19 protein-coding genes are annotated in these 20,445 nt (G+C 50.2%); 16 read left to right on the top strand and 3 right to left on the bottom strand.

Annotation, left to right across the window (positions count from 1 at the left end; translation table 11 throughout):
- Positions 1-5: 5 nt before the first annotated feature.
- The 3 genes from ACQY69_RS08360 to ACQY69_RS08350 all read left to right on the top strand — a co-directional run bounded on the left by ACQY69_RS08360 (position 6) and on the right by ACQY69_RS08350 (position 3,864).
- Positions 6-1,991, top strand: coding sequence for an LTA synthase family protein (locus tag ACQY69_RS08360; RefSeq protein ID WP_428260074.1), 1,986 nt, complete (start codon positions 6-8; stop codon positions 1,989-1,991).
- Positions 1,992-2,066: 75 nt separating this feature from the next.
- Positions 2,067-2,729, top strand: a complete 663-nt coding sequence (locus ACQY69_RS08355) for a flavodoxin family protein (RefSeq protein WP_428260073.1) — start codon at positions 2,067-2,069, stop codon at positions 2,727-2,729.
- Between the two features lie 253 nt (positions 2,730-2,982).
- The gene (locus tag ACQY69_RS08350) at positions 2,983-3,864 is read left to right on the top strand and encodes an Rpn family recombination-promoting nuclease/putative transposase (protein ID WP_428260072.1); all 882 of its coding nucleotides are present in this window, start codon (positions 2,983-2,985) and stop codon (positions 3,862-3,864) included.
- Between the two features lie 38 nt (positions 3,865-3,902).
- Here the strand turns inward: ACQY69_RS08350 and ACQY69_RS08345 are convergent, their stop codons facing one another.
- From ACQY69_RS08345 to ACQY69_RS08335, 3 genes are read right to left on the bottom strand one after another with little or no spacing between them, the layout of a single operon-like run.
- Positions 3,903-4,403: a hypothetical protein gene (locus tag ACQY69_RS08345; protein WP_428260071.1), complete on the bottom strand. Its 501-nt coding sequence runs from the start codon at positions 4,401-4,403 to the stop codon at positions 3,903-3,905.
- Positions 4,400-4,879, bottom strand: coding sequence for a hypothetical protein (locus ACQY69_RS08340; RefSeq protein WP_428260070.1), 480 nt, complete (start codon positions 4,877-4,879; stop codon positions 4,400-4,402). Before ACQY69_RS08340 ends, ACQY69_RS08345 begins: the two co-directional genes overlap by 4 nt.
- Entirely contained in the window at positions 4,872-5,378 is a 507-nt protein-coding gene (locus ACQY69_RS08335; protein WP_428260069.1) for a DUF4860 domain-containing protein, read from the bottom strand. Before ACQY69_RS08335 ends, ACQY69_RS08340 begins: the two co-directional genes overlap by 8 nt.
- Positions 5,379-5,690: 312 nt before the next feature.
- Between ACQY69_RS08335 and ACQY69_RS08330 the strand changes: the two genes are divergently transcribed.
- The 13 genes from ACQY69_RS08330 (at position 5,691) to ACQY69_RS08270 (ending at position 20,438) form a co-directional block, all read left to right on the top strand.
- Positions 5,691-6,263, top strand: a complete 573-nt coding sequence (locus ACQY69_RS08330; RefSeq protein ID WP_428260068.1) for a GNAT family N-acetyltransferase — start codon at positions 5,691-5,693, stop codon at positions 6,261-6,263.
- Positions 6,256-6,756 (top strand): Cys-tRNA(Pro) deacylase, encoded by a 501-nt coding sequence (gene ybaK, locus ACQY69_RS08325; RefSeq protein WP_428260067.1) that lies wholly within the window; start codon positions 6,256-6,258, stop codon positions 6,754-6,756. The genes ACQY69_RS08330 and ybaK overlap by 8 nt, the downstream gene beginning before the upstream one ends.
- A 293-nt stretch (positions 6,757-7,049) precedes the next feature.
- Entirely contained in the window at positions 7,050-7,640 is a 591-nt protein-coding gene (locus tag ACQY69_RS08320) for a 2-oxoacid:acceptor oxidoreductase family protein (RefSeq protein ID WP_428260066.1), read from the top strand.
- Between the two features lie 3 nt (positions 7,641-7,643).
- Positions 7,644-7,949 carry a 4Fe-4S binding protein gene (locus tag ACQY69_RS08315; RefSeq protein WP_428260065.1) on the top strand — a complete coding sequence of 102 codons (306 nt, stop codon included), beginning with the start codon at positions 7,644-7,646 and terminating at the stop codon, positions 7,947-7,949.
- The gene (gene porA / locus ACQY69_RS08310; protein WP_428260064.1) at positions 7,950-9,170 is read left to right on the top strand and encodes a pyruvate ferredoxin oxidoreductase; all 1,221 of its coding nucleotides are present in this window, start codon (positions 7,950-7,952) and stop codon (positions 9,168-9,170) included.
- Between the two features lie 36 nt (positions 9,171-9,206).
- Positions 9,207-10,136 carry a thiamine pyrophosphate-dependent enzyme gene (locus ACQY69_RS08305; RefSeq protein ID WP_428260063.1) on the top strand — a complete coding sequence of 310 codons (930 nt, stop codon included), beginning with the start codon at positions 9,207-9,209 and terminating at the stop codon, positions 10,134-10,136.
- Positions 10,137-10,826: 690 nt separating this feature from the next.
- Entirely contained in the window at positions 10,827-12,242 is a 1,416-nt protein-coding gene (locus ACQY69_RS08300; RefSeq protein ID WP_428260062.1) for an amidohydrolase, read from the top strand.
- Between the two features lie 382 nt (positions 12,243-12,624).
- A complete protein-coding gene (locus ACQY69_RS08295; protein ID WP_428260061.1) occupies positions 12,625-14,109 on the top strand; it encodes a sigma-54 interaction domain-containing protein in 1,485 nt (494 codons plus the stop codon).
- Between the two features lie 256 nt (positions 14,110-14,365).
- Positions 14,366-15,598, top strand: coding sequence for a Zn-dependent hydrolase (locus ACQY69_RS08290; protein ID WP_428260060.1), 1,233 nt, complete (start codon positions 14,366-14,368; stop codon positions 15,596-15,598).
- Between the two features lie 110 nt (positions 15,599-15,708).
- Positions 15,709-17,490 (top strand): sodium:solute symporter family protein, encoded by a 1,782-nt coding sequence (locus ACQY69_RS08285; protein ID WP_428260059.1) that lies wholly within the window; start codon positions 15,709-15,711, stop codon positions 17,488-17,490.
- Positions 17,491-17,989: 499 nt separating this feature from the next.
- Complete coding sequence (locus ACQY69_RS08280) at positions 17,990-19,081, top strand: FHA domain-containing protein (RefSeq protein ID WP_428260058.1); 1,092 nt, start codon at positions 17,990-17,992, stop codon at positions 19,079-19,081.
- A gap of 49 nt (positions 19,082-19,130) precedes the next feature.
- Positions 19,131-20,177, top strand: coding sequence for an AAA family ATPase (locus tag ACQY69_RS08275; RefSeq protein ID WP_428260057.1), 1,047 nt, complete (start codon positions 19,131-19,133; stop codon positions 20,175-20,177).
- A gap of 9 nt (positions 20,178-20,186) precedes the next feature.
- Positions 20,187-20,438 (top strand): EsaB/YukD family protein, encoded by a 252-nt coding sequence (locus ACQY69_RS08270; RefSeq protein WP_428260056.1) that lies wholly within the window; start codon positions 20,187-20,189, stop codon positions 20,436-20,438.
- Positions 20,439-20,445: the final 7 nt, after the last annotated feature.

The raw sequence follows: 20,445 nt of genomic DNA, 5'->3' as shown, positions 1-20,445 counted from the left end.
CAAAAATGGAAAAAATCAAGGATTTCTGCAATAAATATCTTAAGAATTACATAGTGTTGCTTTTTGCGGTAGCTGTATTTTTGAATCTCGTGATAGAAACGCTGGCGAGACACTCGCTCATTGAGTCTGTATCCTTCCTGATACACAGCCCGTTGGTATTTCTCTGTAACGTGCTGCTGATATGGGCTGTCTTGTCTCCTGCGCTGCTGTTCAGGAGAAGGATATTCGCCATGTGCATGCTTTCTCTCATATGGCTGGCGCTGGGTATCACCAACGGAGTGATCCTTTCCAACAGGATGACGCCGTTTACTATCTATGACCTAAGCAGCCTTCAGGATGGTTTGTCCATCGTTTCCAATTACTTTTCCGTGACGACGATGGTAATAGCCGTAGCGGCGGCGGTGGCGCTGGTCATCGCTATCATAATCCTGTTCCGTAAGGCGCCGAAGATGAAGGAAAAAGTCAATTACAGGAGGGCGGCCGCAGCGATCGTCATAATCGCGGTCGGTACCTTCGGGGTATTCCAGCTGGCTATCAGAGGCGGCGTGCTGGACACTTTCTTCGGCAATCTGGCTTACGGCTACAGCGACAACGGTGTGCCTTACTGTTTTCTGGTGACCTGGATGGATCAGGGGATAGATAAGCCGTCCAACTATTCGGCTGATATGATAGAGAGCATATTCTATGACGGAGAACTGGGGGATGACGGTATATACACCCCTGGAGAGGACGACGATACAGATGTGGAGAACACGCCTAACATCCTGTTCCTGCAGCTGGAGTCCTTCATGGATCCGACACTGGTGGAGGGCCTGGAATATTCCAAAGATCCTATACCTAATTACAGAAAGCTGATGGAGGAATATTCCTCGGGATATCTCACAGTACCTGCTGTGGGAGCCGGTACGGCCAATGTGGAATTCGAAGTGATGACGGGTATAAGCGCCAGATTTTTCGGGCCTGGCGAATACCCTTATAAGAATATACTCAGGGAAACGACAGTAGAATCTACGCCTAATGATCTGAAACTGCTGGGCTATTCCTCCCATGCCATACATAATCACAGAGGCGCCTTTTACGGCAGAAACAAGGTGTTTTCCAATATGGGATTCGATACTTTCACATGTCTGGAATACATGAACAACGTGACCAAGACGCCGAGGAACTGGGCTAAAGACGGTATTCTGACAGAACAGATCATGGATGCTCTGGAGAGCACTGACGGGAAGGACTATATCTACACTATTTCCGTTCAGGGACACGGCAAATATCCTACGGAGCAGGTGATAGAGGATCCTGCCATCACCGTGACCAAGGCGGAAACGGAAGAGCAGCGCTGGACTTACGAATACTATGTCAACCAGGTATATGAAATGGATTTGTTCGTCAAGGAACTGACCGATACGCTGGCCAGCTATGACGAGGACGTGATACTCGTCATGTACGGGGATCACCTGCCTGCATTGGATATGACGGAAGAGACCATGAAGAACGGCTCCATATATCAGACTCAGTATATAATATGGAATAATTTCGGCATGGAAAAGGAAGACAAAGATCTTAACGCTTATGAACTGACTGCCGAGGTCCTGGACAGACTGGGGATCTCTGTGGGGATGATGAACAAATACCAGCAGAACTACAAGGGAGAAGAAAATTATCTGACTAACCTGGAAGCGCTGGCGTACGATATGCTCTATGGAGAACATTACATCTACGGAGGCAAAAACCCGTATGAAGCAACGGATCTTCAGATGGGCGTCAAGAAGATAAAGATAGATGAGATCGTCGAGATAGGCGACAATTACTACATCAAAGGACAGAACTTCACTGAATACAGTAAAGTATCGCTGGATGGCGAGATACTGGACACTGTATATCTCGGCCCTACCATCCTGGCATTGAAGGACAAGGTGGATCCGGAGGATGTGTCCAGGATGAAAGTCAGCCAGGTAGAGAAGAACAGCGAGATCCTCAGTACAACTGAGTAGTGTACAGGAACGATCATGATCCCGGCTGTATGATCGTCGGTCGATCGCAGAGCCGGAAGTGTGGAGGAACAATATATGGAAACGATAAAAGTGCTTGCGATAAATACCAGCCCTCGAAAAGGACGAAACACGGAGCAGCTGCTGGATGAGATACTGGCAGGCTGCCGTTCCGTCGGAGATGAGGGAAGCCTTTCGGTGGAGACGAAGCTGACAGGTGTCTGTCAGGCAGACCCGGAGGATTTCAAGCTGTGCCGGGGCTGCTGGGCCTGTGCCAAGACGGGGAAATGTGTGTGCGGCGACGATTTCATCAAGAGGATCTACGACGATATCGCCCGATCTGATGTCGTCGTATGGGGCGTGCCGGTCTACTTCTACAGCGTGCCGGCTCAGTGTAAGGCTATAATGGACAGAGCGCTGGCATACATGCCCGTGGGAAACGGTAAGGTATCAGCCACCGGACTGACCTGCGGCAGCGCCGGAGTGTTGAGCACGCTGCAGGCCATGCAGAGCTTCTATAGCTGTAACGACTTCGTCGACGCCGGATGGGTAGCTACTTACGGCAAGACGAAGGATAAAGAGAAGGGAAAAGAAGTAGCCTTTGATCTGGGACGCAAAGCCGTCAGGATGGCAGCCATCCTCAAAGCTGCCAGGGAAAAGGCGGAAGAGGACGGAGACGAAGCACTGCTGAAAGACCTGGAGCATACCAACCACTTCGCTTACGGGACCCATACCTTTTAAGAACGATCGAATCGAATAATAGGGGCTGTCGCACAGCTGACCTGATCTGGTCAGCTGCAGCGACAGCCCCATTTTTTGTCTTGACCGTGGTGCTCTCTGTTATGACAGTGACATATCATTCTTAAATATTTTTCTATATTTTTCCATGTAAATTATTGACATAAAGCCCGTGCTGTGCTATTTTTCAAATATGGCAATATATTCCATATTGCGGCCGCGGATGCAGCAGTATATAATGAAAGGAGAATCGAAATTGAAGATAGAAAAATGTGAATTGAAGGATCTCGATTTGCTGGACAGATTCCTGTTTGCAGAAGCCATCGAGGATCCTGAAACGATGGAATTGATATTGGAAATAATCCTGGGCAGGGAGGTCATTCTCAGACATCTTCCTCATGCGGAAAAAGAACAGAGACGATTCCTCTGGAGCAAGCAAGTGAAACTTGACGTATGGGCCAAGGATGTGGATGATGTTGTCTACGATACTGAGGTTCAGAAGCGAGACACCAAAGACTTACCGAAGAGAAGCAGACTTTACAACAGCATGATAGACAGCAATTTGTTGCCGCCGGGGACACTGAGCTACATTCCTCTCAACGATGTATACGTTATTATGATAATGCCTTTCGATTTGTTCGGTAAAGGACTGTATAAGTATACATTCAATATGAGGTGTAAGGAAGTGCCGGGTATGGAGCTGGAGGATGGAGCCACCAGAATATTCCTCAACACGAGAGGGACGAATCCCGAGGGAGTAAGCGAAGAACTCATCGAGCTGCTGGAATACTTCGAGCACTCCACAGCTGAAACGGCAAGCAGAGCGGGAAGCGAGAGGATAGCGAGACTCCACGAGAAGATTTCCGATATCAAAGCCAGTGAAGAGATCGGGGTGAAGTTTATGAACGCGTGGGAAGAAAAGCTGCTGGACAGGCAGGACGGATATGAGGAAGGCCTGAAAGACGGTAAGGAAGAGGGGCTTTTAGCTGGTCGTAAGGAAGGACTCAAAGAAGGTCTGGCGGCCGGTGAAAAGAAAGGCCATAGGGAAATCGCTGCCAGGATGAAAGCCAAGGGCATGGATCTGACAGAGATCGCAGAGCTGACAGGACTTGAGATTTCACAGCTGGAGAAACTGTAAAACCATATTACAGTGGGGATTTATGCGGTTCTCGCAGTTCATTCCTCCACATACCACTCTATAACGTTTATATTGCCTCCCGTGACCCTGGCCACCACGTGGAGGCTTTTTTCTGTGTAAAAGCTTCTGTCAGCTGTGTCAGCCACATCGGTTCCTGCCTCGATAGCCACACTGAAGGAGAAGACTCCGCCGTTGTGGGAGATAGTTATCTCATCGTCGCCGCTGTCGTATTTCAGCTCGCCGTTCTCATCGGTCAGGGAGACACCGTCGTCAGCTGCCAGGATCGCCAGAATTTCCGTGGCAGTGGTTTCAGCGGCGTAATACCTGGTACAGTCATCCGCGTTTTCGTTGGCGGCAGCCAGCTTTTCAGACGACGAACCGAAGACTGCCGCCGAGAAACAGGCCATGGCGAAAACGATGAACATGACGGCGATAGCCGCGACGATCAAAGTGATCGATGGCCTGACGGGCAGACTGTTGTCGATGAAACGATAAACTTTTTCCGATGAGGCTCCGCGTCTCCTGTAGTTGTGTCTCACTGCCGGCCACCTCCTCTCACCGGTGTTTTGAATGTAAGGTGATATATTTCCTGACCTGTCTCACTGTTCTGTACAGTTATATCGTACTGGTAACAAAAATCAACCGTGCTCTTTTCTGCCACAGCCCTGTACGGACTGTTGGTCTGAGCCGCAGGCCGCAGATCGTCATCGTAATAGAAAGTCAAGGTGCTGTCCGTAGCATCATAGAGCTGATGGTCGTTCATCAGCTGGCCTGCCGCGTTCATGTTGCCGTTGGCAGCTTTCAGGGTTTCGGCGATCGATGTGGTCTCCGTCACGGCCCGGTTCAGCAGACGTGAGTCAGAGGAATTACGGTCGGCGTAGATGAACATGGTTATACAGGCCAGAAGAGCAGCGATAAAGAGGATGATGGCCGTCGCGCCGCACAGGAAGAAGACCGTCTTTTGAGATGGCCTTCGAAGTTTTACGTCAGCCAATATGCCATGTATCCTATTCATCGGAACCACCTCCTCCATCGGCTATATAGACATTTACAGTGGAGCGTTCTCCTGCTTGGGTCACGATAGTGATCTCAAGGAGTCCATTTTGGAGGATCCTGAAATCAGCTGATTTCAGAGCCATGACAGGTTCTCCTGATTCAGGAGAGACCGTTTTGCCTGCGTCGACGGAAGTCCGCATCAGCTGGCCGTCGTAGACGAAATACCAGGTTTCACGGGCTGTCTCGGAAGCTTTTGATGTATCGGAAATCACCAGGGCGGGGCGTTCTCCGCCAAGGGATGCTGTCCTCACATTGGAAAAGCTTTCGCATTCTCTGAGGCGGTCGGTGAAATAGGCAGCTGCGGTGCAGACCTCCTGTTGCCGTTCGTCAGCAGAGGAGTTTTCATAGACGCGGCTGCCCAGCAGAGCCAGGATCAGCGATACTGCCAGCACAGCGACAGCGAGGAATATGAGGACAATGATATCCATCTGTTTTTTCGACAGTTTTAAACTTTTCATGTGATTAGTATACCATGTCCCAATGGCCAATGCACCAATGAACCGGATTTTGGCACGGGACATGGTGCAGTTTTTGAGCAATAATGGGGATTTTGCACCTAATATGCGATAATTTCCAGGAGTTTTGGTGCATTGACAGGAACAGAAAGCCTTGAAAAGCTGGAAAAAGCACCATGGCAGCGTTATTACGGCTGTTTGTGGGTGCATTTTGAAAATGACGAAGAGGGTGACCGAAGGAAAATTTGTGGTTCGTATTGCGCCGGCCCTTCGGAATGGAGTATCATATGAGAAGAACAGCACAAGGGAGGAGACATGAGAAAGTACAGATTGCCTACGCTGGAGACGGAACGTCTCATTTTGAGGATGTGGAACAAAAAAGACGCAGCAGACCTCTTTGCTTATGCGCAGAACCCTAATGTCGGCCCTATCGCCGGCTGGAAACCACATGCCAGTCAGGCGGAGTCGAAATTCATAATAGTCAACGTTTTCCTGCAGAAGATGTCATGGGCCATAGTGGACAAGGCCACAGGAAAGCCTGTCGGAAGTATCAGCTTCGAAGAAGACAAATTCAGACCGGGGATGAACAGCAGAGAGCTGGGCTATTCCCTTTCAGAGGACTTCTGGGGCAGAGGAATAATGACTGAAGCGGCTGAGCGCGTCATAAGATATGCGTTTGAGACATTGGCACTGGATTCCCTGGCTATAACCACAAGAAAGAGCAATGCCAGGAGCCAGCGGGTCATAGAGAAGTGTGGATTCAGGTACGAAGGTACCATGCGGAGGGCATACAGGATATACGACGGCACTGTTCACGATCTGCTGTGCTACTCCATGCTCCGGGAAGAGTACATGGAAAAGAGGGGAGGCGGCAGAGAGGATGTCTAAGAAAAAGGAAAAGCACGGCCATAAGACCAATGCCATAAGAATGGTGGAGGCAGAAGGTATTCCATATAAAATGTACACCTATGACGCGCCGGATGGATTCCTGGACGGAGTGTCGGTAGCAAAGTCGCTGGGTCAGGATCTGGACAGGGTCTTCAAGACGTTGGTGACAGAAGGAAGCAGCAGAGAGCATTACGTTTGCGTCATACCCGTGGCGGAAGAACTGGATCTCAAGAAAGCGGCGAAACACTTCGGGGAAAAGAAGGTGGAAATGCTGCCGTCTAAAGAGCTGACCAGAGTCACGGGATATGTAAAGGGCGGCTGTTCTCCAGTCGGTATGAAGAAGCTGCTGCCGACGGCCATCGATGTTTCGGCATCAGGCGGAGAGACGATCATCGTCAGTGGCGGCAAGGTGGGCCTTCAGATGGAGCTGGATCCGAAGCAGCTGAAGCAGGTCACGGGAGCGGAGTTCGTGGATCTGACGGTGGAACGGTAGCGGATAGCCAAAGTAAGGCTGATAGGCGGGCGTCCCTGACGCCGGTGTCTGAGTCAGCCGGCCCGGAAGAACACAAAAATACGTCGAAATACACGGAAAAAACTGTGCAGAAAAACAAAATAAAAAATATTTTTTTGTGAAAAAAACTAAAAAATTTAGCAAAAAACTATTGACAGAAAGCCGTCATTAATGTAGTCTAGTACAAGGTGTCAAGAGGCTTTCTGTCTTTTTGCGCTGTAAATACGGGAACCCACAAGGTTTACATAAAACTAAAGTTACAGGAGCAGAGAAAAATGGTGAAGAAACTAAATGAAGCGGTAGAGATAAGATGGCATGGCAGAGGCGGCCAGGGAGCCAAGACGGCATGTCTGCTGCTGGCTGACGTAGCCTTCAGCTCAGGCAAGCACGTGCAAGGATTTCCCGAATACGGCCCCGAACGAATGGGAGCGCCCATAACGGCATATAACAGAATAACCGACGAGCACTGCAAGGTCCACTCCAACATATACACGCCCGACTATGTGGTGGTGGTCGATGAGACGCTGCTCAAGTCGGTAGATGTGACCAGCGGACTGAAGGAGAGCGGCGCATTGATAATCAACAGCAGGAAGAGCCCGGAGGAGATCAGGAGGCTGACTGGCGGCTACAAGGGAAAGATCTGTGTGGTGGACGCGGAGAAGATATCCATGGAGACACTGGGAAAGAATTTTCCTAACACGCCGATGCTGGCGGCAGTGGTGAAAGTGAGCAATGTCATAGACAGTGAGAGATTCATAAAGGACATGAAGGAATCCTTCCAGCACAAGTTCGCCCATAAGGAGAACCTGATAGAGGGAAATATGAAAGCACTCACTAAGGCAATGGAAGAAGTAAAGGTAGGATAAAAGATGAAGACCAGAGCGAAAGATATAGATGAGAAGATCACCTGGCAGGATATCACCACAGGCGCGGAGATATATGAGCCGGCTACGTCCCTTCTGGTGGAGACAGGCGACTGGCGCGTGATGATGCCGGTATTTAAGGAAGATAAGTGCAAACACTGTATGCTTTGCGTACCATTCTGCCCTGACAGCTCCATTCCCGTAAAGGACGGGAAGCGGCTGGATTTTGATTTCAAGCATTGCAAAGGATGCGGCATATGCGTCAAGGTATGTCCATTCGATGCCATAGATTTTGTGAAGGAGGAGAAGTAGATGGCCAAGAGAGACAGGATGTCCGGCAATGAAGCCGTGGCGACAGCGATGAAACAGATAAATCCCGATGTTATGGGAGCTTTTCCTATCACGCCTTCCACGGAGATACCACAATACTATTCTCAATATATCGCTGACGGCGAAGTGGACACCGAGTTCGTGGCAGTGGAATCGGAGCACAGCGCTATGTCAGTATGCATAGGAGCCTCCGCAGCGGGAGCCAGAGCCGTGACGGCCACATCGTCGGCAGGACTTGCATATATGTGGGAGCTTCTCTATGTGGCGGCATCGGCCAGACTGCCTATCACTATGGCAGTAGTGAACAGGGCGCTGACAGGGCCGATAAATATCAACAACGATCATTCTGACTCCATGGGAGCCAGAGATTCAGGATGGATACAGATATATGCCGAATCCAACCAGGAAGTATACGATAACTATATACAGGCCATGCCTATTTCCGAAGCCATCAGGCTGCCTATCATGATATGTCAGGACGGATTCATCACCAGCCATGGTGTTTCCAACATTGAACTGATGGAAGACGAAGAGGTAAAGGCATTCGTCGGTGAATATCATCCTGAAAACTACCTTCTCAAATCGGAAAACCCACTGGCTGTAGGACCTTACGGAATTTCTCCATATTACATGGAAGCTAAACGTTCGCAGGCTCAGGCCATGAAAGACGCCATGCCTATAATCATGGATGTGGCTAAAAGATTTGAAAAAGTCACCGGAAGAAAATACGGATTTTTTGAGGAGTACATGATGGACGACGCGGAAGTGGCTCTGGTGGTCATTGGTTCCAGCGCGGGAACAGGTAAGGAAGCGGTAGACAGGCTGAGGGCCGAGGGAAAGAAGGTAGGGCTCATCAAACTGAGAGTTTTCAGGCCGTTCCCACGAGTGCCATTGGCTGAAGCCATGTGCAAAGTGAAAGCTGTGGCTATCATGGACAAGGCTGAGAGTTTTTCCAACAGCGGCGGCCCTCTTTTCAATGAAGCGCGAAGCTCGCTGTACGACCTGCCTAACAGACCGTACGCCATCAACTATATCTATGGCCTCGGCGGCAGGGATATCACCGTGGAAGATTTTTACGAGATATATAACGACCTGTTCATCATAAACGAGACCGACGATCCGGGAGATGTATACAGATACATCGGAGTAAGGGATTCCAGGTACGGCGAGAGAGGTTTCGACCACAAGAGATACGAGGAATAGAGGAAAGAGAAGAATGGAAAACAGGAGAATGAAGCCATGACATATAATTTGAAAAGAGAAGTGGAAAAACCGGAACGATTTGCCGGAGGTCACAGGCTCTGTGCCGGATGCGGAGCCGGTATCGCCGTGCGAGGTGTTTTGAGGGCGCTGGATGAAGGAGATAAAGCGGTGGTGACTAACGCTACCAGCTGTCTGGAAGTCTCCACATTCATCTATCCTCACACAGCTTATTACGACAGTTATATACACACGGCATTTGCTAACGGCGCAGCCACCATGTCCGGAGTAGAAGCCGCGTATAAGACGCTTAAAAAGAGGGGCAAGGTCAAGGATAACTTCAAGTTCATCGCTTTCGGCGGTGACGGCGGTACATATGATATAGGTATCCAGTCCCTGTCAGGAGCAATGGAGCGAGGTCATGACATGGTCTACGTCTGCTATGACAACGAAGCCTACATGAATACCGGCATACAGCGCTCGTCATCGACACCGAGATTCGCCGATGCCACCACATCGCCGGCAGGAACGGAAATACCGGGCAAGGTGCAGAACAAAAAGGATCTGACGGCTATCATCGCCGCTCATAACGTGCCTTATGCCGCCCAGACTACGTTTATCGGCAATTTTAAAGACCTCCACGAGAAAGCACGTAAGGCCATCTACACGGAAGGCCCATGCTTCCTCAACATCCTGTCCCCATGTCCGAGAGGCTGGAGATACGAGACCGAGGACCTGGCTGAGATCTGTCAGCTGGCAGTGGATACATGTGCATGGCCGATGTATGAGATCATCGACGGCACATGGAATCTGACATATGAGCCAAAGAAAAAACTGCCTATCGAAGAGTTCCTGAAAAAGCAGGGCAGATTCAAGCACATGTTCAGGAAAGGAAACGAATGGATGATAGAAGAGACGCAGAAATACGTGGACGATCAGTGGGAAAAACTGCTGGAGCGATGCAGATAGCTTTTTTGGCCATATCCGAGTAGACAACTGAAAATTATGCACCAATGACTATGCTATGGCATTGTTCGTTGGTGCTTTTTTCTTGTGTTGGCGCGTTCGATCATTGCAGGAAGAGATGAAACCAAAATTTACCATTGAGCATGTACGTTTTCGCCCGCTTCTATCTGTTTCCCGTATAAGGTGAAGCCGATTTTTTCGAATTTTTTATACCTGAGGTGGCTCACAGTAGGGAAAATCGTATAAAAAAAGTGGTACTTTAAGGGGAAAAAGGAAAATCGTTATATAGAAAAAGGCTGGAAATGGCAAATACAGTATAATACATCGGCCAACGAAAATTTCAGGCAGTATAACCCGTCGACCGGTGCAGACTTTCGGGCGGTATATGCCCATTGGCCGGCGTAAAGCGACAGGCTGCCAAGCCGCTGTTTCTGCCGCCAACTCTCAGGGAGGAAAGTATTAAGTCATGATGACTTAAATGTGGGAGGAAAAGTGAGCGGTTAAGTCACATGTGGCAGAAAAGCGACGCTCCAGGCTGATGAGGGACAAGAGAGATAATCTGCCGCCAGGCAGGCGGAAACAGACACAGAGGGGAAAACGCGATTTTTCTGAATATAATGATAATATTGGCGTGATATTTGCTATTGAATATATGTAGAACGAAACAGATGAGTGCGAGAAAGGAGTATAGCGATGTCTGTGAATTTAAAAGAAGTGAAGGAGTTCATAATCGGATGGAATGAAGATAACACGGAAGAATTTTACAAGGTGGCAGATGAGATATGGGAAAATCCGGAGCTTTCAATGCAGGAATACAAGTCCTCGGCGCTGCTGGAGGACCTTCTCGAAAAACACGGATTCCAGGTGGAGAGAGGCGTAGCCGGAATGCCGACGGCTTTCATCGCCACATACGGAAGCGGCAGGCCAGTTATCGGAATAAATGCCGAGTACGATGCGCTCCCGGGGCTGTCACAGGATCGTGAGAAGCTGGAAAAATGCCCGGTGACACCTGGAGCGCCCGGACAGGGATGTGGCCATAACTTACTGGGAACGGGAGGAGTGAAGGCGGCGATAGCAGTCAGAAATGCTCTTGAGAAATACGGCCTGACAGGAACCGTCAAAGTGCTGGGAGCACCGGCGGAGGAGCTGTGCCTGGGGAAACCGTTTCTGGGGAAGGCGGGTTGCTTGGAAGGGTTCGATGCTATCCTCGACTGGCACCCGTGGAGCTATACGAAGACCAACTACGACAGTTGCCAGGCTTATTTCAGCGTCAAGTACCACTATAAAGGCAGCACCTGCCACGGCAACTCGCCTTGGCACGGCAGGAGCGCACTGGATGCAGCCATACTGCAGGGCCATGCTGTCGAAATGCTGAGGGAGCATATCTATCCGGGAAACCCGCCTGATGCCGCCAACACGATAAACTACACCTTTACGACGACAGGACCGGAATTTCCAAGCGTAGTGCCTGATTACACGACGGCTTGGTACATAGGCAGATTTGGCACGACAGAAGAGATGCTGGAGGTGCTGGAGAGAGTTGGTAAGTGCGCTGAGGCCGCCGCCATGGCGACGGAGACGGAAGTGGAGAAGGAGATAGTGACGGTCACCCACCACAAGATACCTAATAAAGTTCTGGCGGAATGTTTCAGAGACAACATGCTGCAGGTCGGCGTCCCTCAGTTCACGGAAGAGGAGAACGAAAAAGCGAAGGCTATACAGAGAGAGCTGGGGAAGCCTGAAACGGGGCTGCCATCGGAGCTGGAGCCTTTTGAAGGCGGATATACCGTGCTTTGCGACACTTCTGAGTACAGCTGGAACGCGCCGTATGCATCGCCGTGGATAGCTATGGGTATGGAAAACTGCGGGTGGCACCATTGGGGCGTCGCCAGATGTGCAGGTGATACCATGGGCAGGAAAAGCATGGACTGCGCGGCGAAGGTTATATCCATGACGGCGGCGGATGTGATATGCAGTTCGGATACGCTGGAAAAAGCTCAGGCGGAGTGGAAGGAGAGGATGGCCGGCAGGAAGTACGAGTGCCTTCTTCCTGAGGATATGGAGCCGCCGATACATCTCAATGAAGATGTGATGGCCAAATACAGATAGGCGGGACGTGAACGACGGGGCTGACAGGGCGCGGGGCGACAGCGGTCAGGCAGTGCGGATGATAGAGCTGAACAGCTCGGACAACAATGACCGGGAAACATAAGTCGACTTATGTGCGACACGGAAGGGATGCAAAAGAATTCAGGAAAGACGAAAATTCCTCCTAATAAGACGGCAGAGTATGTCAGCGAGAATCTCTGCCGTTTTCCTTTGACGGAAATGGATGATAGCAGTGCACGTCGTGTCGGATGGCGGCAGTCAGCAGATGTATTGAAAATTGTACAAATAATTGAAAATTCCGAAAAAACGTGATAATATTAGAAAAACTGAAAATAGGCCGCACGAAAACAGTCGTTGGAAAAAGGTAAAGGAGGAACGGGAAGTGGAGCTGTATCGGGAAATGGTGAACATGATAACTGAATACATCGACTCACTGAAAGATGTGGGTTTTGCCCGGTATGACCTGGCGAGAATAGATCATGTTCCGGAAAACGAGGAAGAGCTTCTGGAGGCTTTCAAGGCTATCCTGATGTCCAGCAAGGAGCTGAATTATATCCTGGAAGAATCTCCTAATAGCTTTTTCGTATGTGATGCCGAGGCAAGATGTATAAGAGTCAACAAGAAATTTTCCGATATGACACGTATGTCAAGAGAGGACGTATTAGGGGCGAAGATGAGTGAGAAGAATGCCGACGGCAGCTTCAGACCTTCCGTGTGCTATTTGACGCTAAAGGAGGGAAGATCAGTTTCGGCGCTGCAGGAGATAGGCGATGTGAGCGGGATGGCAGTAACGGGAGTCCCGGTACGTGATGAGAGCGGGAATCTCTTCCGTATCGTCACTAATGCTATAAAAATAGACGAAGTAGGCCCCATTGCCGAATACTTCAACGAGAAGAATCATGCAGGGGGAGGGGCAATAAAGGAAAATGGTAAGATAATTGCTGAAAGCGGAGCGATGCAGCAGGTGTTAAAGATGGCTGATATGGTCAAGGATACCGAATCCAACATACTGATAACGGGGGAGACGGGTGTCGGTAAAGGTGTGCTGGTAAAATATATACACGAGACTAGCGGCCGCAGTGAAAAGCCGCTTGTCAGCATAAACTGCGGGGCTATACCGGAAAACTTGTTGGAATCAGAGCTTTTTGGATACGAAGGTGGCGCCTTTACGGGAGCCGACAGCCGGGGAAAACCGGGTCTCATAGAGTTGGCAGAAGGTGGGACTCTTTTTCTGGACGAGATATCAGAGTTGCCGTTGATGCTGCAGGTGAAGATACTGCATTTCCTTCAGACAAAGAAGATGATGCGGGTGGGAGGAACGAAGGAGATAATGATAGATACTCGTGTTATAGCAGCCAGTAACAAGAATTTGGAAGGAGAGGTGGAGAGAGGTAACTTTCGCTCGGATCTCTACTACAGGATAAATGTTATACCTATATATATCCCTCCGCTGCGAGATAGAAAAAGGGACTTGATGGCAATGGCAGAGTACTTCCTCGATTTCTATAATGCCAAGTACAGAAAGAACGTCATCCTCACAGAAGAGATGGCGGAGTATGTCATGGCCCATAAATGGCCGGGAAATGTGAGGGAATTGGAAAATTATATGGAGCGGATGGTAGTGACGTCTGTTCCTGAGACAACGGAAAACGGTGAGAAAGAAGGCAGAGAGCCCCACGAAAAGATGTTGGTGGTAGCAGGCTACGGGGAAAAGCTCAGTGATATGATAGAAAAGGCGGAGAAAGAAGCAGTTGTGGAAGCCTACAGGAAATATAAAAGCAGCTATAAGGTCGCCGAAATTCTGGGGATAAGTCAGTCTACAGCTTACAGGCGAATCAAAAAGTTTGTGAAAGACAAGGATGAATGAAAATATAAGTCACAGGCGAATTAAAGGCTTTGCTTTATCTATTGAAGTGAAGTCTTTTTTGATGTACAGATTTCATATTAGAAAAATAATTTCAAATATTCAGTCGATTGCTCCCGCTGAAATCAGTCACTTCCAGAAGGCCGCCCTTCAGGCGGGTCGTAGACCTATGTATAAAGTGGCATATAAATTGCTTTATAAATAGCTGAATCATGATCGGTCACCGGAAGACTGAGCTCGGCGACCGGGAGAGGAGCGGATGATGAAGATAAACGAAACGAGATTCAAGTCGAGAATGGAACAGATAAACAGCATAGCTGTGACGGAAGACGACGGGATGATGAGACTGGCACTGTCGGACGCCGACAAAGCAGCCAGGGACCTCCTCACAGGATGGATGGAGGAGGCAGGGATGACCGTGAAGATCGACGACATGGGAACGATATACGGGACGCTCAAAGGCAGTGATGAAAATGCGAAGCCTATCTGCGTAGGATCCCACATGGACACCCAGCCCAACGGCGGACGGTACGACGGGCTCTTCGGCGTGATGGCTGGCCTGGAAGCCATCGTTTCCATAAGCGAAAGCGGAGCGGATGTGAAGAGCGATCTGATACTGGCCGACTGGACCAACGAGGAAGGCGCCAGGTTTGTGCCGCCGATGTTGGCCAGCGGCGTGGTGGCTGGTCAGTTTGAAGCGCAGTGGGTATACGACAAACAGGATGTCGACGGGATAAGGTACGAGGATGAGCTGATACGCCATGGGTACAAGGGAGACGAGGCCAACAGGCTGACGGACGCCAAAGCTTATCTGGAACCTCACATCGAACAGGGGCCGGTGCTGGACGCCCAGGGTAAAAACTGCGGTATCGTCACAGGTGCGCTGGGTATCACAGGGCTGGACGTCACGGTAAGAGGCGAAGCCAATCACGCCGGAACGACGCCCATGTCCCACAGGAAGGACCCTATGACGGCAGCAGCGGAAGCCATCGTGAAGATACAGAAGAACTGTATCGATTTCGGAGAGCCTGCCGTGCTGACCAACGGCATAATCCACGCCGAGCCTGCAAGCAAAAACATAGTTCCCGGCGAGGTGTATTTCAGCATCGACCTCAGATATCACACCGATGAAGGTATGGCGGAGCTGGAGCGGCAGACCATATCCATAATAGAGGAGACGTGCGCCGCCCACGGCGTGGAGGTCGACATCAGCCAGTACTGGAAGGCGCGACCGGCCACATTCCACGAGGCGGTAGTCGGATGTGTGGAAGAAGCAGCAGAGGAAAACGGCCTGGACGCCATGAGGATGATATCGGGAGCGGGACACGACGCGGTCTTCATCAACGACATTATCCCGACAGGCATGATATTCGTTCCCAGCATCAAGGGCATGAGCCACTGTCCTCAGGAGGACACGAAGGAGGAAGACCTTGTTAAAGGGGTGGAGATGACAGCCGACGTGCTCCTGAAGCTGGATGCCCTGGACATATAGCGTAGACAATATGTGGGAGCATAAAAGAGCGCAGCACACCTAATATCAGGTGTTCGCAATGATATATCACTGATTTACGGAATTTCTGAAAGTACAGAAAGGAGAGGACTATGAACACAACAGTAATAATATCGCTTATTGTGTTGGTTATCCTGGTCATCGCATTCATCGCTGCGGGAATGTGGTTCAAGAGGATGGCTACCACAGCAGACGACTTCCTACTGGCAGGAAGAAAAGCGCCGTTCTGGCTACTGGCGACAGCATATCTGGGCGGCTACGTGGGAGGCGCTTCGGTGTCAGGCTATGTGGGGAACGGCTATAGCGGAGGAATCGCAGAGATGTGGGCGTCACTGTTCGTCGTGACAGGAAGCGTGATATTCATCCTGCTGTTTGCGAGAAGGCTCAACTATTTTGGAAGAAAGACTAACGCTGTGACCATTTCTGACTTCATTTGTGCCAGATATGGCGAGAAGATGAGGCTACCGGCAAGTATTGTATCGCTGACCAGGCCTATAATACTGACGGGAATGCAGTTCCTGGCCATTTCCACAGCCATGACGGTAGTGTTCGATACCAGCGTCGAGTTCGGCGTAGTGGTATCGTCCATAATCATACTGCTGTACCTCATTACGGCAGGTCAATATTCGGCCCTCATCACCCAGTGGTTCCAGTCGATACTCCAGTCTCTGGGAATCATACTCTTCGCGGCGGTAGCCTTCAAGGTTGTCGGAAATCCTACGGAAGTCACGGAGGCCTTCTACAATGTGCTGCCGGCCAGCTTCGTGGACTTCTTCGCGCTGGATACGTCGGTATGGACCACCTACGCGCTGACCCTGGGACTGTTTTACCTGGCTGACCCGTGGATGTACATGTGGGCATACGTGGGAGAATCGCCGAAGGCCAGCTCCAACGGTATGTTGGCTGTGCTTGGAGGCTCCTACTACAATGTGTTACCATTCCTTGCAGGACTTGTTATAGCCGTTGGTGTTGCCACTCAGCTCTTCGCGGTTCCGGAAGGACTTTCCTCCGACAGCCTCTACGCATGGTTCACCCTTGAATTTTCCAATACGCTGGTAGGCGTCCTGATACTGGTGGGCCTGCTGATGACCATCGTATCCTGCGGCTCATCTTTTGCCATGAACGGCGTAACAATTATAACCAGAGACATCTACCAAAGGGTTATCAATAAGAACGCCTCAGATAAAAAGGTACTGTTTGTCAGCAGAGTCGCCGTTATCATCGTTGTAGCTATCGGCATAGTATCGGCACTGTGGCTACCGATACTGGTTCCACTCTGGGCCTTGGCTCAGGCCATCTGTCTGTCGGGACTGTTCGCTACTACTATGAGTGCCTGGTTCTGGAAACGCTCTACCACGGCAGGCGCACTGGCGTCCACCATCGGTGGCGGCCTGGTTTCCTTCGGATGGGCCATGTACGCATGGATAACCACCGGAAGTCCCGGCTCGCTCATAGGAGGATTCCACGCGGTACATATAGGCGTGTTCGTCTCCATACCGCTGATGATAATCGTCAGTCTCTGCACCAAGCCTGAGTACGATAAAGCGGAAGTCACCAGCTGGAAGACCCTGGGCAAGGAGATGAAAGAGAGCGAACTCATTCCGGAATCGGAGAAGTGCAACGGCAAAGGCTTCTTCGGATGGCTGGGCGCAGACGGACAGCCGGGCTGGAAAGCCTTCTGGGTATGCGTGGCGATAGTTTTCGGCATCCATTATGTATTGTCCTTTGGTTTCGCTAACCAAAGCTTGGGCATAATGATGACCTGGATGTCATTTGCTGTAGGGTCCATCATGATATTCATAATGTTCTTCCTGGGCGGCAGAGATATCGTCCACATGGCGCAGGACAATAAAGCTGCTGCGAAGAAAAAGTAGAAAAGAATATTTTGGGGAGACCGGGCTCACAGATCACGGCCTCCCTTTTTTACAGCATTCAGTCGCGGTTTGCAGTGCGGATAGCCCCATCCGCCAACGATTTACAGACATTTCGCTTTTTCGGTGAAATGTCTGTTTTTTTTTGCGGAAAGCTCTGACAGGAGTTCTTTCCCAAGCAAATGAAAGAAAATGTTAAATAAATCAACATGTCCGGGGGAGCTGAGATCCATGATCTCAGCTCCTCCTTTTATATTCCTGCTCAAGATCCCGGAAAGGGCGAAAAGATGAAGGCTGCCGGTTATCAAACCAATAGAGGTCCGCCGCAGGGCAGGCCCTGGATCAGAGCCTTGCGGGAGCCGCCGCAATATTAAAAAGAACAGCAGATAATTTACCGGGATTTTAATATGTTTAACACACATATGATGACGTAACTTATACGGGAAATATAGAATATTTAATATCAAAAGGCAGAGGGAGGCAGAGGAAAGTGACTCGGGTGATGATAGAAAAGAGTCTGAGAGATACACAAAATCTGACGATAATGTTGAAAGAAGACGACTTCTTTTCGATGACAGGATATAAGGTGGTGCAAAGTCAGGAGAAAGAAGGCTTTGTGAAGTGCAGAAAGGTGACTCATAATGGCAAGCCGGAGCTGTGGTATGATATCGCGCCATATGACAGCCTTGATGTGGCGCTGCCGTCCATGACCGCCGGACAGTTGACGGAAACTTTGTCGTATATGGCGAGGATACTGGATAGCGTGGAAAAAAACGGGTTCATGGACATGGCTAACATCCCTCTGGAGCTTTCGCTGATATTCATCCACAGAGAGAAACGAAAGCCATTTCTCATATACCTGCCGCTCCAGCGTCAGGCCGGACAGACCGGGCATAAGGAAGAGGGTACAAGACTGGCCGGCTTCCTGTCGGAGATAAAACAGGCAGCAAGAAGTCATCCGGGACTTGAGGAGGAAATGACGGAAAAGCTGAGAGCCTTTATGGATAAGGACGTAAAGACATTGGCAGAGCTGAAAGCCGTCATGGAGGAGAAGGCAGACGATATCAGGGAGCAGCATACCAGCAGCCAACTCAGCAGGCCACTGTATACGGAAGTGACGCCAGATGAGACCAGGGTCGTGAAAGAGAAGAAGGGCTTCTTTTCCAAGGTCTTCAGGAAATCGGAGAAGGCGGCGGCATCATCGGGCGATCATGATGGACATGGCGGGAACGCCGGACAGGAGCCTCAGGAGGACTCTTCCACAGGACTCCTGACAGAACAGGATCGCCGGGAGAGCCTGCTGCTGACAGGGATGAATACTCCTGAGGAATGTGTCTTCAGGATAAAGGGACAGGAATACAAAATAGGGAAAAAAGCTGATTCTGTCGATGGATGTATTACATGCAGCAAGGCTGTCAGCAGAGTTCACTGCAGGATAACGGAACGAGACGGACATTATTCCATAGAGGATCTGGGGAGCGCCAACGGCACATATGTCAATGGCACCAGGATAAACACAGGCAGAGGCTTTCCTATCAGTCGTGGCGACAGGATAAGGATAGCCGACCTGGAATTCGTCGTGGAGACGGAGTAAAGACGGACAGGTCACAGAAAGAAGACAGAGCATAGGAGGATGAGACATCATGGCAGGAGTGAATATACTGCTGGCCGACGGCGACGAACAATATCTGCTGGCGCTGGTGAGAAAATTCATAGAGGGTTTCGAGAATGACGGCGATATCGAGATGATCAGCGATGCGGCGTATCTGGAAGAATATTTTCAGACCCCCAGATCTCTGGACATTGTCGTGATACAGGAAGAAATGTACCGGGATGAATTTGGCAGACACAATATAGGGAATCTGTTCCTGCTGACAGAAGATGAGCCGGACGGCAGCTTTTCGGGAAAGGAAATATACAAATACACCAATACTGACACCATATATAAACAGGTAGTCAATAACCTGACCAGCGCTACGGCAGCGCATATCAGAAAACAAGGCGGTACCAGGATAGTTTATGTGTACTCACCGGCAGGCGGCAGCGGTAAGACGACCGTGGCGGCAGGCATCAGCAGCGTTTTGGCAAAAAGCAATCAGAGGACGTTGTTTCTCAGTATGGATGAGCTGCAGGCTTTCGGCTGGATGATGACGGAGCCACGGACCATGCCTGCGGAGGTAGAGAAACAGCTGATGTTTCAGAGCAGCTTCGTATACAACCTGATAAAGCCTCATCTGGTGAAGCAGGATTTTTATATGATGCCGCCCTTCACCAGGATGTTGTCATCCCTCAATATCCGGGAGGACAGTTTCGTGAGACTGCTGGAGACTATCGTTGCCGCCAGGGAATTCGATTATATCGTGGTGGACGGGGCAGCAGGGTTTTCGGAGACGGTATCCCGTATCATGAGTATGTCCCAACACATACTCATCATCGCTCAACAGGACGAGGCGTCCAGATACAAGATGTCCTGTCTTCTCAGTAACCTTGACTGCTCTGATGATGGGCGATTCATATTTATCTGCAATAAATATGAACCTTCTAAGGAAAACCGGCTTGGGGCTCTGGAAAAGGAAGGCAGCCTCAGGATAAGCGAATATATACCAAGAGATAACAGCAGCGAACTGCTGATGCCGGAGGCGGCGGGGCAGATGAAAAGCCTTCAGCGGATCGCCTACATGTTCATGTGAGGGACAGTCATGGCAAGAGAGAGGATAGTAGTCATATTGAAAAGACATGGGGCCGGGACGCAGACAGATGTGGACCTGCCGCTGAACATAACGGCCAACGAGGCCATAATCGGGCTCAATGAAGGCTTCGATCTGGGGCTGGACGTATCTGATCTTTCCAGGTGCTTCCTCAGGGCGGAGAACCCTATCACCCTTCTGAGAGGCACGCGGACGCTGGAGGAATTCGGCCTCCGCGACGGCACAGTGATACATGTGATATAGGAGCAGA

The organism is Gallibacter sp. Marseille-QA0791 (assembly GCF_965119705.1).
Classification (GTDB): Bacteria; Bacillota; Clostridia; order Peptostreptococcales; family Anaerovoracaceae; genus Lentihominibacter; species Lentihominibacter excrementipullorum.
This window is presented reverse-complemented; position numbering and strand designations above follow the sequence as displayed.

What these genes read in the sequence shown, in the direction of transcription:
- ACQY69_RS08360 (WP_428260074.1), top strand. Translation starts at nt 6, where the DNA reads ATGGAAAAAATCAAGGATTTCTGCAATAAATATCTTAAGAATTACATA.
- ACQY69_RS08355 (WP_428260073.1), top strand. Translation starts at nt 2,067, where the DNA reads ATGGAAACGATAAAAGTGCTTGCGATAAATACCAGCCCTCGAAAAGGA.
- ACQY69_RS08340 (WP_428260070.1), bottom strand. Translation starts at nt 4,879, where the DNA reads ATGAATAGGATACATGGCATATTGGCTGACGTAAAACTTCGAAGGCCA.
- ACQY69_RS08335 (WP_428260069.1), bottom strand. Translation starts at nt 5,378, where the DNA reads ATGAAAAGTTTAAAACTGTCGAAAAAACAGATGGATATCATTGTCCTC.
- ACQY69_RS08330 (WP_428260068.1), top strand. Translation starts at nt 5,691, where the DNA reads ATGAGAAAGTACAGATTGCCTACGCTGGAGACGGAACGTCTCATTTTG.
- ybaK (WP_428260067.1), top strand. Translation starts at nt 6,256, where the DNA reads ATGTCTAAGAAAAAGGAAAAGCACGGCCATAAGACCAATGCCATAAGA.
- ACQY69_RS08320 (WP_428260066.1), top strand. Translation starts at nt 7,050, where the DNA reads ATGGTGAAGAAACTAAATGAAGCGGTAGAGATAAGATGGCATGGCAGA.
- ACQY69_RS08315 (WP_428260065.1), top strand. Translation starts at nt 7,644, where the DNA reads ATGAAGACCAGAGCGAAAGATATAGATGAGAAGATCACCTGGCAGGAT.
- porA (WP_428260064.1), top strand. Translation starts at nt 7,950, where the DNA reads ATGGCCAAGAGAGACAGGATGTCCGGCAATGAAGCCGTGGCGACAGCG.
- ACQY69_RS08305 (WP_428260063.1), top strand. Translation starts at nt 9,207, where the DNA reads ATGACATATAATTTGAAAAGAGAAGTGGAAAAACCGGAACGATTTGCC.
- ACQY69_RS08300 (WP_428260062.1), top strand. Translation starts at nt 10,827, where the DNA reads ATGTCTGTGAATTTAAAAGAAGTGAAGGAGTTCATAATCGGATGGAAT.
- ACQY69_RS08290 (WP_428260060.1), top strand. Translation starts at nt 14,366, where the DNA reads ATGATGAAGATAAACGAAACGAGATTCAAGTCGAGAATGGAACAGATA.
- ACQY69_RS08285 (WP_428260059.1), top strand. Translation starts at nt 15,709, where the DNA reads ATGAACACAACAGTAATAATATCGCTTATTGTGTTGGTTATCCTGGTC.
- ACQY69_RS08280 (WP_428260058.1), top strand. Translation starts at nt 17,990, where the DNA reads ATGATAGAAAAGAGTCTGAGAGATACACAAAATCTGACGATAATGTTG.
- ACQY69_RS08275 (WP_428260057.1), top strand. Translation starts at nt 19,131, where the DNA reads ATGGCAGGAGTGAATATACTGCTGGCCGACGGCGACGAACAATATCTG.
- ACQY69_RS08270 (WP_428260056.1), top strand. Translation starts at nt 20,187, where the DNA reads ATGGCAAGAGAGAGGATAGTAGTCATATTGAAAAGACATGGGGCCGGG.